Origin of the sequence: Ruegeria atlantica (assembly GCF_947495585.1) — a bacterium.
Classification (GTDB): Bacteria; Pseudomonadota; Alphaproteobacteria; order Rhodobacterales; family Rhodobacteraceae; genus Ruegeria; species Ruegeria atlantica_G.
On sequence record NZ_CANLZK010000025.1, the window covers coordinates 16164 to 27570 of the forward strand.

Annotated in this window: 14 protein-coding genes, 1 tRNA gene and 1 pseudogene; 9 read left to right on the plus strand and 7 right to left on the minus strand. The window is 53.5% G+C overall.

The features are described 5' to 3' along the window. Positions 1–348: 348 nt before the first annotated feature. Positions 349–909, plus strand: coding sequence for a hypothetical protein (locus tag QMP16_RS22735; RefSeq protein WP_282154265.1), 561 nt, complete (start codon positions 349–351; stop codon positions 907–909). A 158-nt stretch (positions 910–1067) separates the two neighbouring features. Here QMP16_RS22735 and QMP16_RS22740 read toward each other — a convergent pair whose 3' ends face one another. Both QMP16_RS22740 and QMP16_RS22745 read right to left on the minus strand, forming a co-directional pair. Further along, the gene (locus tag QMP16_RS22740) at positions 1068–1427 is read right to left on the minus strand and encodes a hypothetical protein (RefSeq protein ID WP_282154266.1); all 360 of its coding nucleotides are present in this window, start codon (positions 1425–1427) and stop codon (positions 1068–1070) included. Positions 1428–2139: 712 nt separating this feature from the next. After that, the gene (locus QMP16_RS22745) at positions 2140–2721 is read right to left on the minus strand and encodes a TetR/AcrR family transcriptional regulator (protein WP_109310850.1); all 582 of its coding nucleotides are present in this window, start codon (positions 2719–2721) and stop codon (positions 2140–2142) included. Positions 2722–2799: 78 nt separating this feature from the next. On the opposite strand from QMP16_RS22745, the gene QMP16_RS22750 reads away from it, so the two are divergent. Then, complete coding sequence (locus QMP16_RS22750; RefSeq protein ID WP_282154267.1) at positions 2800–3264, plus strand: MAPEG family protein; 465 nt, start codon at positions 2800–2802, stop codon at positions 3262–3264. A gap of 145 nt (positions 3265–3409) precedes the next feature. Here the strand turns inward: QMP16_RS22750 and QMP16_RS22755 are convergent, their stop codons facing one another. Continuing rightward, entirely contained in the window at positions 3410–3670 is a 261-nt protein-coding gene (locus tag QMP16_RS22755; protein ID WP_282154268.1) for a hypothetical protein, read from the minus strand. Between the two features lie 24 nt (positions 3671–3694). Continuing rightward, positions 3695–4147 carry a hypothetical protein gene (locus tag QMP16_RS22760; RefSeq protein ID WP_282154269.1) on the minus strand — a complete coding sequence of 151 codons (453 nt, stop codon included), beginning with the start codon at positions 4145–4147 and terminating at the stop codon, positions 3695–3697. A 95-nt stretch (positions 4148–4242) separates the two neighbouring features. Between QMP16_RS22760 and QMP16_RS22765 the strand changes: the two genes are divergently transcribed. Next, the gene (locus QMP16_RS22765; RefSeq protein ID WP_282154270.1) at positions 4243–5208 is read left to right on the plus strand and encodes a LysR family transcriptional regulator; all 966 of its coding nucleotides are present in this window, start codon (positions 4243–4245) and stop codon (positions 5206–5208) included. A gap of 168 nt (positions 5209–5376) precedes the next feature. Here QMP16_RS22765 and QMP16_RS22770 read toward each other — a convergent pair whose 3' ends face one another. Then, positions 5377–5637 carry a RidA family protein gene (locus QMP16_RS22770; protein ID WP_282154271.1) on the minus strand — a complete coding sequence of 87 codons (261 nt, stop codon included), beginning with the start codon at positions 5635–5637 and terminating at the stop codon, positions 5377–5379. A 670-nt stretch (positions 5638–6307) separates the two neighbouring features. On the opposite strand from QMP16_RS22770, the gene QMP16_RS22775 reads away from it, so the two are divergent. The 5 genes and pseudogenes from QMP16_RS22775 to QMP16_RS22795 form a co-directional block, all read left to right on the plus strand. Beyond that, positions 6308–6463 (plus strand): hypothetical protein, encoded by a 156-nt coding sequence (locus QMP16_RS22775; RefSeq protein ID WP_282154272.1) that lies wholly within the window; start codon positions 6308–6310, stop codon positions 6461–6463. Beyond that, a complete protein-coding gene (locus tag QMP16_RS22780) occupies positions 6456–6668 on the plus strand; it encodes a helix-turn-helix domain-containing protein (protein ID WP_093965312.1) in 213 nt (70 codons plus the stop codon). The genes QMP16_RS22775 and QMP16_RS22780 overlap by 8 nt, the downstream gene beginning before the upstream one ends. Before the next feature lie 168 nt (positions 6669–6836). Beyond that, positions 6837–8516, plus strand: coding sequence for a site-specific integrase (locus tag QMP16_RS22785; protein ID WP_282154273.1), 1680 nt, complete (start codon positions 6837–6839; stop codon positions 8514–8516). Continuing rightward, the gene (locus QMP16_RS22790; RefSeq protein ID WP_282154274.1) at positions 8509–9567 is read left to right on the plus strand and encodes a site-specific integrase; all 1059 of its coding nucleotides are present in this window, start codon (positions 8509–8511) and stop codon (positions 9565–9567) included. Before QMP16_RS22785 ends, QMP16_RS22790 begins: the two co-directional genes overlap by 8 nt. 211 nt (positions 9568–9778) lie before the next feature. Beyond that, a pseudogene (locus QMP16_RS22795) lies at positions 9779–10525 on the plus strand (recombinase family protein); the annotation flags it as partial. Positions 10526–10531: 6 nt separating this feature from the next. On the opposite strand, the gene QMP16_RS22800 reads toward QMP16_RS22795, so the two are convergent. Further along, positions 10532–10732: a hypothetical protein gene (locus QMP16_RS22800; RefSeq protein WP_282154275.1), complete on the minus strand. Its 201-nt coding sequence runs from the start codon at positions 10730–10732 to the stop codon at positions 10532–10534. Here QMP16_RS22800 and QMP16_RS22805 point away from each other — a divergent pair. Next, on the plus strand, positions 10661–11374 hold the full coding sequence (locus QMP16_RS22805; RefSeq protein WP_282154276.1) for a zinc ribbon domain-containing protein: 714 nt from the start codon (positions 10661–10663) through the stop codon (positions 11372–11374). The genes QMP16_RS22800 and QMP16_RS22805 overlap by 72 nt on opposite strands. Here QMP16_RS22805 and QMP16_RS22810 read toward each other — a convergent pair. Continuing rightward, positions 11331–11407 (minus strand) — tRNA-Met (locus QMP16_RS22810). The genes QMP16_RS22805 and QMP16_RS22810 overlap by 44 nt on opposite strands.

Consider the following 11407-nt stretch of genomic DNA (forward strand, 5'->3'; position numbering starts at 1 on the left):
CGCAGCGAACGGCATCCAAGATTCCAAAGAAGACTTGGAAACAACAATTGGTACATCGTTTTGTGTGCAATTCGTCAACTGGAACCTTGGAAATTACTCCGAAAGAATTCAATATCGAACAGTTCCAATGCACTTTGTTGTGAGTCACGCAGACACAAGTTCGGAAGATTACCAATGAGTCCAGTTGAACGACGAAGAGCGGTCGCCCGCGTTTTAAGACCTTTCAATGTAGGCCATGAACTAATCAGGATCGGAGATTTCGGCGACGGTGGTTATCTCGTGCCCGACGATCTGTCAAATATAGGGGCGTGCTTTTCCCCTGGCGTGTCCAAACAAGCGAGTTTTGAGATGGACCTCGCGAAGCGAGGCATCAAGTCCTTTATGGCAGACGCATCAGTCGACGGACCGGCTGAGAACGTCCCGGGTGCCGTTTTTCGCAAACAACATCTAGGCCCACGTACGGAAGGTGGTTTCATCTCTTTAAAAGACTGGGTCGATGACTGCGCTTCTGACGAAAGCGAATTGATTCTGCAGATGGATATCGAAGCTGCTGAATATCCCGTGTTTTCGTTGCTTCCTACGGAGTGCCTTGCCCGTTTCCGGATCATCGTAATCGAATTGCACCGCATACCTTCAATATTGATGAAACCAAAATTCTTTGAGCGCGCGAAACCGCTACTGGAAGCAATCGGAGCTTCGTTTACCAGCGTGCACATCCACACAAACAATGTATCTGGGCAAGTAGAGATTGAGGGTACGGCATTTCCGCGAGTTGTTGAAGCGACATTCATCCGAAATGATCGGGTGAAATATCGACTTCCAACACATGCACTGCCTCACAAGCTAGATGCGCGACACAATCCTGCAAGCCCGGATATTCCAATTCCAAAAGAATGGCTTAAAATCTAGCGCGGGCAAGCGATCCTACAAGTATTGTAACGGCAGCTTCGTCCGCAAAGCGGACGTTGGCGCTTTGCAACGTTGGGTCTGCTATCCGTCCAAAAGCCGACATCTGACCAAATCAATCAGCTGACCGCGTTGAGTCCAGGGGTTATGATTCAGCCGTTTTACTTAGCAAGGTCACCAACGATGCCAACGGCGTCGACGACAGTCGAAAGATCATCAGAAACTTCCAAAATTTCATCGTTGACGCGTATGTAACGATTTCCTTTTCCTGGAGGTTTCAATTTCCAGTTGGAAAGGTCGCCGATGTCCGAGTAATCCAAGTCGGCGGGAAGTTTGGCTCCTCTTGTATAGCGCTTTATTTGCCCTGGCGGCACAGCTTTCTGACCCTTATCCGGCTTGCCATCCAACTGAACTTTCTTGTCTTTTGACTTCCCGCCTTTTTCTTTGGCGGAAGCCACATCGATGACGCCAACCATCAAGGTCAGGGCCAGCATCCAAACGAGTACAGAATAGATCTTCACGCGGTGTTCCTTCAATTTCACTGAACTCATACTGTTGTTGCATTTGTTACATTTTCTTTGGAGACTTCATTTAATGAACCAACGAACAATCATGCCCTAGCCTGTGTTCACGTCGGTCTGAATTTGAAGGCCTCTGGAGCAGTCTGGTCATGAATTGTGTTTTTAGCGGTCAGACTTTGTGGCAATTGAAGCGAATGCCCGCTTTAAGACCAGTAGTTGTTGCAACATCTTTAAGCAAAGAACCTGGCATCTCGGTCGAAGCTAAATTGTTTCACATGAGGATCGATGCGTAGCTAGCGGCAGAAGCCTTATGAAGGCTATAGGCAAGCAAAACTGCAAGAACGCATATTGGTCCCGCTATTTCCAAAAACGCTTTGAAAGATGATTGGGAGCTATTCCCAAGGGAGAAATACTGGGAGAGACTACTTTCTGCAGGCAATAGCTTCCATTCACCTAGTCTTAACATATTCAACTCGCTAAAAAACAACGGTTGAAAACTATCATTCATGGTCTCAGACCCGTAGAGTTTTCGCAATTTTCAGAGATTTTGCTCCAAATTCGACAAAATAGGTCTACAGTCACAACGGAAAAACGCACATTGTAGACGAACCCAAGGTCAATTGGTTGTTAAACGGCCTATGGTAAATTCTTCATCTAAGTTCGACGATTTCGTAAATTGCCTACTCCCTCTGGTCGCGTTGTTTCTTGATTGTTATGAGGACAGTTTCGCAATCAATGCAGAAACGAGCTCGGCCTCCGAGTGCTTAAGCGGATCGACGATGCCGTCAGCGAGCCCAAGCATCAGTACAAGTCCCAAGGTGGCAGAGTGAATCGCAAATGCCGTCTGGCGAGCTTTTTCGGGTGGCTCGTCGAGTCTTGCTGCTAAGGCGTCATACAATTTCGATGTGGTAACGTGGATTTTCTCGAGAACATCGCTGTTTCGTACCTCTTGCATTCCTGCCTTCAGCGTTTGGGGGGCGAGGTACATCATCCTGTAGCGGTCAAGGTTGGATGTATGGAACCGCGTGATTGACCGAACGAACGCGTCAATGGCCTCATTTGAAGTTTTTACAGATAGCAGGCTTGTTTCGGCCTCATTGGTTTCTTCGCCCAACCAATCGAGAAACATGGCGGCAAGCAAATCGCTTTTTGTGGGGAACCAGTAAAGTACCGATTGCTTAGTAATGCCAAGTGCGCGCGCAATCGTGTCGAAAGAGACTGCGCCAAAACCACCGTCTGCCAGTAGTTTTTGCGCCGCATCAATGATTTTCCCGTCGGTTTTAAGATCGGTCATAAGTTACCCCTTGCCTGCCTACCGTTGGTAGTTTATCTATTCTGCCAACGGTAGGCAAGCAGAATGGAGCTTGGAAACATGGATTTGTTGAACTTAGAGAACCCAGTGTTCGTAACGTACGCGATTGCAGCCTCCCTGATGGTAGTGAAAGTTATGGGGCAGGGTTGGATGACGGTACACCGCATGCTGAAAGTAGGTGGTGGATGGGCGAGTCCTGAAGACCTCAGGACGGGCCTCATAAACAAAAACCCTGATCCATCTCAGCTAAATGCTAACGACTACGTCGACCGTTCTCGGCGAATTCATCGGAACGACCTAGAGAACATTCCAGCGTTCTGGATCGCTGGATTGCTCTTTGTGTTGGCTGATCCGGCGCTGCTGTCGGCACAGCTGCTACTCTACGGGTTCGTCGCCGTGCGTTTCGCACACTTTTTGGCCTATGCGACCAAGCAATCCCATGAAATTCGAGCGACCTTTTATACCCTAGGCTCGTTAATTGTAATCTACATGGCGTTGCACATGATTTGGGTAACAATAATCTGACGGGAAATTTTAACGGCAACTAAGTCCGCATATCGGTCATTTGGCGAAAAACGCTCAAAGTCTGCTGTGCGGACAATCCCGCCATTCATCTCGCTTAGACGAATGGCAGGACTGGCGCGGATACCGATCTGATAACTGATCGACGCTAAGCTTCGAGCATGACAACAATTGTGTCGGCATGGACACCATCGTGTTTCATCGCCGCCTGGTCGACTGGTCCGTTGTTGATCTCGAAAAACTTATCCAGATCTGGGATGTTGGCGGACAGGCCGACCTTATTGGGCTCTGGCGGATGGACGAAAGTCACCATGTCGAAGGCAAGCTCCTTGAAGATTTCATCTCGCTTGGGGGATGAAAGCCAGTGTTCGACATCGTCCTCATCATGCATTGCAATAACTCTGGGCATTGGTCTTCTCCTTGTTGAAAGATCTCAGGTGCGAGCGGGACGGGTCTGTGCCCCCGGTGTGCCTGTCTCAAAAAGAACCGCGAACCTTGAGCGTTGGCCCCATAGGATCAGGACTCCGCAAACGATCAGGACAAACGCGAGCGGGAGTCCTCCGGGATTGAGGGTGGCATGAAAAAGAACGATAACGGCCATTGTCGGTGCCAGCAGGGCCAACCCCAGTGCCGGGGCCCGGTTGGACAGAAGAAGAAGCGCACCTGCCAGTTCGACACCTTTTATCAATGGCCAGAGAAATCCAGCCTCCTTGAGCGCCGCTTCAAGCGCAAGCCCGGCGGAAGAGGTCGGAGGATGTATCAGGTGTGCGCCAGTGAAAATGAACGCAAATCCGTCCAACGCCCCCATCAGAAATATGCCGCCAAGTAACAGACGCGGCGCAGGATCGATCAGAAACGTCCGGAGGTTCGGAAGGGAGAACGGCATCGTGAATTTCCTTCAGGTTGTGATTGCATTTCAGTGCGTTTTCTTCTGAGTATGAGGGTAAGTAGCGTCACTCCAGCAAATAGTTTTCAGTCCAGATGAATGAAATTCAGATCAAGAACCTCGACCTGAACCTGCTCCTCGTCTTCCGGGTCCTGATGGAAGAGGGCAGCGTGAACCGGGCCGCCGAACAGCTCGGTCGAACACCTTCGGCCGTGAGTCACGCGCTTGGGCGATTGCGCGAACAACTGGATGACCCATTGCTGGTGCGCGCCGGCGGCATTATGAAACCAAGCCCGCGGGCCGAGGCCCTGTATCGCGAGATCCGACCGATCCTGTCCCGGATCGAACGCGTGGTGCAGGTGCCCGCCCCCTTCGAACCCATGACCTGCTCCCGGACCTTTCGCATGGCAGGACCGGCGCTGAATTGCATCGCCTCTGGAGTTGTCTCGCGCATGCAGGCAGAAGCACCGGATGCGGCATTGGCATGGCAACCCTATTCCAAAGAAACCATGGATCAGATCATCAAGGGTGAAGTGGATATCGCATTTGGAAACGCCAACTTTCCCCTGCCTGAAGGTCTGAAGGCAAAAGTTCTGAAACCGATGAAACGTTACGTTCTGGCCCGGCGGGGCCACCCGGCGACAAATAACTGGAGCTTGGACAGCTGGATGCAATGGCCGCATGCCGTTGTGCGCATTCCGGCCGCCATCCACGGTACGGTCGAAGAGCATCTTGCCCATCTTGGTCTGAAGCGCCGCATTGGATTTCACGCGGCCGGCTGGTGCGGAATCGCATCGGCGCTGAACGATACAAACATGTTGGGAAACTTCGTTGCGTTAGTCTTGCTGGAGGGCCGCGCTGGCGACGACCTGCAAGTCCTGGAACCGCCCGAACCGATGCCCGATCTTGTCTTTCGTGTCATCTGGAATGCGGAGCTGGACGCGGACCCGGCCCTTGTCTGGATGCGCGGTATTGTTTTGACCACATTTGAAGACCTCGTGGATGAAGCCCAAAAACTCGTGTCAAATCGCGATATCATCGTACCGCGAACCTTCGGTTGATGTTTCAAGCAACCCCAGACACTCTCCAATCTCGGAAGCAGTCATTCGTCGTCGGCGCAACATTGAGCACTTTGGGCTCACAGCGGTCATCCGTAGTTTTTGATCAAGCTTGTAACCTGCCCGGATGGAATCGACGTCTACTTTGCGGACAAAGCTGCCGCAGGCCTGTCAGGCAGAGATCATGACTTCGCCCTCAATTTCCATTGCGAAACCGAGCGGTAGTCCAGACACACCGATAGCAGAACGCGCATGGCGACCGATGTCTGGGCCGAACACCTCAATGATCAAATCGCTAAAGCCATTTACCACAACAATTTGATCCGAGTATCCGGGCGCAGATGTCACCATACCAAAGACGCGGACCCATCCAACAATTCTTGATAGCTCGCCTATTTCCTCTTTCAGGTTAGCCAGTACCGTTAGTGCCACTTCGCGGGCCTCAACATACGCTTGATCCGTAGTAATTTCGGCTCCGACAACTCCAAAGGGCCGGCCAGACCACCATCCATTGCGTTTTTTGGGTGACCTGAGAAAAGTGCTCGGTCACCTCTGACATTAACAAATTCGAAGGGTATGTGCAGGCCATCCGGTAGCTTGGTAGGCGCAGGCAATTTCAAGCCCAATTCTTCAAGCCTGCTTTCTGGCGTCGACATAGAAATCCCTCCAACTAATGCATGATCTGCAAGCTAGGCGGAAAGAATACCAATGTCATCTTCGGGCTCTAAGCAGTCGCTCGGTGGTCTGCAAACGAATGGCTGCTTTTTGTGAGAAGCGACTGTTACTAAGACTTTGAAAAATCCGCCATAGTACTTTCGATCTCACGGCAACTTAAATTCCTAAAAAGTAAGCAAAAAGTAAACAAAACAATAGGTTGATACAACTTAACGCGTCAGATAAACTGAAAGAACTATCAACCCACCAGCCGCGATGGCTGGGCCGCCAATATTGGGATTGGACAGGACGGCACTTCGTCCTCGACGCACTCGATGGCAATGATCCTGATCTCGTTTGAGGTCAGTGTTTTGTCGTCTGGAGTGCGCTCCGAAGCCAGAACATCGCGATCATTGTCTCGAGCGGTTCCTTTATAAGGAACGTATCGATGACGTGTTCGTCTTCTGCTCCCAAGGGCAACCCGCCCAATTTCGCTATTCCTGAACCCCTGATCAACCTTGTGCGGCTGTTGGCCCGCGAGGCTGCGCGCTCGGATTTCGCAACCAGTTGCAACGGTGAAGATCCAGAGGTGGATCATGGTTGATCTGCCGATCACAGAGGATGCCGCCTATCTCAGCGTGCGCGATGTCGCTGCGCTGTTCCGTATCAGCACCAAGACCGTTCGTCGCTGGATCAAATCCGGCGAGTTGCCTGCGACTCGGTTGGGCCGCGATTGGCGCATTGCGCGCAGCGACCTGCACGCCCTTGCCCAGCAACGCGGCAATCAGGCAGCAGCCCATGTTCTCTAAGGCTTTCACAAAACTCGGCTTTTCTGGCGTTCGGGAAAACGGGGTCATGGATTTTGGATATAAATTCACGCCCTTGGTTTCCCGAATGTCCGCAAGAGGGCCGCCATGGGTCTGCATGCCCCTAAGTGTCCCCTTTTGTCCCCAATCTCAAAACCCAAGAGGTTTGTCATGACCCATCACCAAGATATCCAACCGCCAACAACGCTGGCCGAGGTTCTTAACGTTCTGAAGTCCAATCCAGACCCCGACAAGAAACGTCAACAGTCCAAGCTGTCCGCGATCTCGCGCGTTAGTACATACATGAGCCGTCCGCCGTCGGACATTCCGACAGACATCCCGCAACTGCGCAAACTGCTGGCATCGTTGCATCCCGCCGCCTGCGGGGTGAAGCCCAACACCCTCAGCACCACCAAAAGCGATCTGGCCAGTGCCTTGCGTGCGGTTGGGGTGTTGCAGGATTTTGAAGCTAAACCTGAACTGACCCCGGAGTGGGACACGTTTCTGACGACTGTGCAGTCCACCCATCAGGTTTGGGGCTTGTTGCGGTTTGCACGCTATTGCAGTGCCCGGTCGATCTCGCCCAAGGACATTGGTGGCGAAGTGGTTCAGGCGTTTCAGACGGTCCTCGACGCTGTGCTGCTGAAGAACGAACCAGCCAAGTACATTCAGTCCATGATCGATACATGGAACCACGTGATTGACAAACACGGTCTCGATCTTCCCCGGCTGGACCGCTTGTCGTCGGACCGCTATGTGGCCCGCCCGCTGACGGACTACCCGGAAAGCCTGCAGGCAGAGATCAAAGCCTATATCGACCGCTTGGCGCAACGTGATTTGTTCAGCGAAGACGGTCCTGACAAACCGCTGCGCGAGACCAGTCTGCGCAACACCGAAGCCCATCTGCGGCAGATGCTGGACGCGCTGGTAACTTCCGGGCAGCGCCCGGAAAAATTCACCAGCCTGTCTGTGGTGGTTACGGCGAGCAATCTCAAAACAGCCTTCCGGACGATCATAGACCGCCGTGGGACCAATGGCCTGCCGTCCGGGCTTAGTAATGTTGCAGCAACCTGCATCGCCATTGCACGGCATCACGTGAACGCGCCAGAAGACGTCATCAAGGCACTCAAAGACATTCACAAACGGGTCGCCGTAAACCCGCGCGGCATGAGCCCCAAGAACACTGAGCGCCTTGCGCCGTTCAATGATTGGGAGAACGTGGCCCTGTTGTTGAGCCTGCCGGATACGCTGATGGCACGGGCGGAAGACAGTCCGACCCGGCGCGACAGCGCACTGGCGGCGATGCATGCAGCAGCGCTTACGATCCTCCTGAGCTGTCCCATGCGCGTAAAAAACCTCGCGAACCTTGATTTGGACAAACATTTGATCCGGGTCCGCTCGGGGACGCACACCTATTATTCCATCCGTATCGAAGGGATCGAGGTCAAAAATAGGGAGCCGATTGAGGTCAAACTGAATGCCCGCAGTTCTAAGATTTTGCACCGCTACATCATGCAGTTCCGACCGCAGGTGTCGCAGGTTGGTGGCCGTGCCCTGTTCCCCCGCAGCAGTGACGGAAAGCCCCGATCGCCCGCAAACTTTGGCGGTGATCTGACCCGTCGCATCTTTCGTGAGACCGGGTTGAAGGTTCACCCACATCTGTTCCGCCACATCGCGGCCAAGCTCTATCTCGAAGAACGCCCCGGCGACTTCGAGACCGTCCGCCGCCTGCTCAAGCACAAGCGGCTCCAAACGACGATGGATTTCTACGCATCGCTCAGCAACCAATGGGCACACGACCACTATGATGAGGTGGTTCTTTCGAAGTTCCGGGGGACGTCCGATGACTAACCCCATTCCTCTTGTTCTTCTTTATCAAAATTGGCCGCAGGCGGATAAAACCGCCTGGGAGGCCCTATTCGCGGAAGGTGACATCTTTGACGGTACAGGCCCCTGTGCGAGCTGGTCCGAAGGCAGCCGCAAAAAACGGTGCCAGAGTTACGGCTATTGGCTGTCGTGGATTATGCGTCATCAGCCTGCCCTTTTGGATCACTCCCCGACGGATCGCATTACCAACGATGCCGTGCGGGGATATCTGGAAGAAGCGAAAGCGCGCGTAGGCTTCATGACCCGCAAAAACATGATCTGTGATCTCTATGTGCTTGCAAAGGCCATGGGCCCGTCAGGAGATTGGGACTGGTTGAACAAACTGTCCAACCGTCTGGTACATCTGGCGGACCGCAAAAGCCTGCCGAAGCCAGTCGCCATCTCAGCGGCAGACATTCTTAACAAAAGTCTGCAGCGGCTCGAAGATGTGGAGAATGATCCGTCTCTCACTGACATCAAGCGTGCAATCCATTTTCGCGCAGGCCTGATGATCGCCTTTCTGATCTCGCGGCCCGTGCGCCGTCGCACTTTGCTGGTGCTGACAACGAACCAGCATCTGCGCAAAAAAGCCGAAGGGTTTGAGGTTCATCTTTCGGCGGAAGACACCAAAGACAAAAAAGCGCGGTGGTTTCCTCTACCCAAGGTTCTGGTACAGCCAGTGGAGTCTTATTTGGACATCCATCGCCCGATCCTGCTCGGACCTAAGACATCCAATGCGCTGTGGATCAGCCAATATGGAAGCCCCATTACCCCCCATGGCCTGTCTCGTGAGCTGCCGAAAGTGGCAAAACGCATGCTGGGCGTCGAGTTGCGCACCCACAAGTTTAGGCACATTGCGGCGACCAGCATCGCAGAGACAGACCCGGAACATGTTAACATCATCCGGGATATCCTCGGACATGCCACGCTGGACATGTCTCAGAAGCACTACAATCGTGCCACCGGGTTGTCAGCCTGTGACAACTACCAATCTCTCCTGCAGGCAAAGATGATGACCTTGGGTCGCAAACGGTAAGCTATTGAGCCCAAAGGCCGCTCGTCGGTTCGGTCAAATACCTATAACCGAGGCATTTTTCATTGCAACAAGTTGCAATCGAAAGTGGAAGACATCGCCCAATCCGTGCCTATTATGGGATGGGCCAACCAGTTCATCAGACCGAAAGGCCCAACACATGCGTGCCGCCATCTACGCCCGCTACTCCACTGATCTTCAAAGTGACGCCTCCATTGAGGGCCAGCATCGGCTCTGCCTCCGTCTGATCAATGTTAACGGCTGGCAAGAGGCCGAGACCTATTCCGACCGGGGTCTAAGCGGGGCGTCACATCTCCGCCCCGGCTACCAGCGACTGTTGGAGGACGCGCGTGTCAACCAGTTCGATGTTGTTGTGGCCGAAGGTCTCGACCGGATCAGCCGGGATCAGGAACATATTGCCGCCTTCTTCAAGCAGATGCGATTTCAAGGCATCCCGATTGTCACCGTCGCTGAAGGGGAGATTTCCGAACTGCATATCGGCCTCAAGGGGACCATGAGCAGCCTTTTCCTGAAGGACCTGGCTCAAAAGACCCATCGCGGACTAGAGGGACGTGTGCGCAAAGGCAAGTCGGCAGGCGGTGTCACCTACGGCTATGATGTCGTGCGAGACATTGGCGCAGATGGGTCCATCAGCACAGGGGACCGCCGTGTCAATGGGGATCAGTCCGAGATCGTACAGCGTATCTTTCGCGACTATAGCCATGGGATGAGCCCACGTGCCATCGCCACCAATCTGAACGAAGAGGGCATTCCCGGACCTCGTGGTACATGGGGTGCCTCGACGATCTACGGCAACCACCAGCGTGGCACCGGCATCCTGAACAACGAACTCTATATCGGGCGACTGGTTTGGAACCGGCAGCGTTTCGTTAAAGACCCGGACAGCGGTAAACGGCAAGCTCGCCCAAACCCGCCGGAAGACTGGGTGATTGAAGACGTGTCCGAGTTACGGATCGTGTCCGATGACCTTTGGAACGCGGTGAAGGCACGGCAGGAAAAGACGCGCAACGCCGCGATCAGCGATGGCATCAAGAAGCTGGGCCGCACCAAGCGTGCACGGCATCTGTTTTCCGGCATGCTGACCTGCGGGTGTTGCGGCGGCGGCATCACCCAAGTCGGAAAGCAGTATTACGGGTGCTCTGCTCATAAGAACAAAGGTACTTGTGACAACCGGTTGACGATAAAACGCACAGACTTGGAGGACCGCGTTCTCTCCGGCCTAAAAGAGCAATTACTGCACCCCGATCTGATCGCGGAATTCACTAAAGCCTATCAAGAGGAATACAACCGTCTTGCCGGTTCCATTCAACAGGAACGGAGTAACACGACACGTGATCTGGCGCGGATCGAGCGTAAGATCGCACATCTCATAGACGCGATCAGCGACGGCATGTTCCACACCAGCATGAAGGAAAAGCTGACAGCGTTAGAAGCACGCAAATCCAAACTCCAAGACACCATCAATTCGGCGTCAGATGAACCGCCAGTTTTGCTGCATCCCGGATTGTCCGATGTGTATCGGGAACAAGTCGCCAATTTGACCACAGCGCTGCACGATCCCTCTTCGCAGGCTGAAGCGACATCCATCATTCGCGGGCTGCTGTCTGAGATCAGGCTGATCCCGGATTATGGGACGTATACGATTGAACTTGTTGGGGAACTGGCGGGATTGCTCGCGTTGGGAACTCCCCAAAACGAACAAAGCCGCCCTGAGGCGGCTCGTCTGACACTGCGTTCGACTGTAATGGTTGCGGGAGTAGGATTTGAACCTACGACCTTCAGGTTATGAGCCTGACGAGCTACCGGGCTGCTCCATCCCGCG

Bases quoted from the DNA above. Each gene is read 5' to 3' on its own strand.
- QMP16_RS22780 (WP_093965312.1), top strand. From the start codon at position 6,456: ATGGTTGATCTGCCGATCACAGAGGATGCCGCCTATCTCAGCGTGCGC.
- QMP16_RS22760 (WP_282154269.1), bottom strand. From the start codon at position 4,147: ATGCCGTTCTCCCTTCCGAACCTCCGGACGTTTCTGATCGATCCTGCG.
- QMP16_RS22805 (WP_282154276.1), top strand. From the start codon at position 10,661: ATGCTGACCTGCGGGTGTTGCGGCGGCGGCATCACCCAAGTCGGAAAG.
- QMP16_RS22785 (WP_282154273.1), top strand. From the start codon at position 6,837: ATGACCCATCACCAAGATATCCAACCGCCAACAACGCTGGCCGAGGTT.
- QMP16_RS22745 (WP_109310850.1), bottom strand. From the start codon at position 2,721: ATGACCGATCTTAAAACCGACGGGAAAATCATTGATGCGGCGCAAAAA.
- QMP16_RS22755 (WP_282154268.1), bottom strand. From the start codon at position 3,670: ATGCCCAGAGTTATTGCAATGCATGATGAGGACGATGTCGAACACTGG.
- QMP16_RS22790 (WP_282154274.1), top strand. From the start codon at position 8,509: ATGACTAACCCCATTCCTCTTGTTCTTCTTTATCAAAATTGGCCGCAG.
- QMP16_RS22750 (WP_282154267.1), top strand. From the start codon at position 2,800: ATGGATTTGTTGAACTTAGAGAACCCAGTGTTCGTAACGTACGCGATT.
- QMP16_RS22735 (WP_282154265.1), top strand. From the start codon at position 349: ATGGACCTCGCGAAGCGAGGCATCAAGTCCTTTATGGCAGACGCATCA.
- QMP16_RS22775 (WP_282154272.1), top strand. From the start codon at position 6,308: ATGACGTGTTCGTCTTCTGCTCCCAAGGGCAACCCGCCCAATTTCGCT.
- QMP16_RS22800 (WP_282154275.1), bottom strand. From the start codon at position 10,732: ATGAGCAGAGCACCCGTAATACTGCTTTCCGACTTGGGTGATGCCGCC.
- QMP16_RS22765 (WP_282154270.1), top strand. From the start codon at position 4,243: ATGAATGAAATTCAGATCAAGAACCTCGACCTGAACCTGCTCCTCGTC.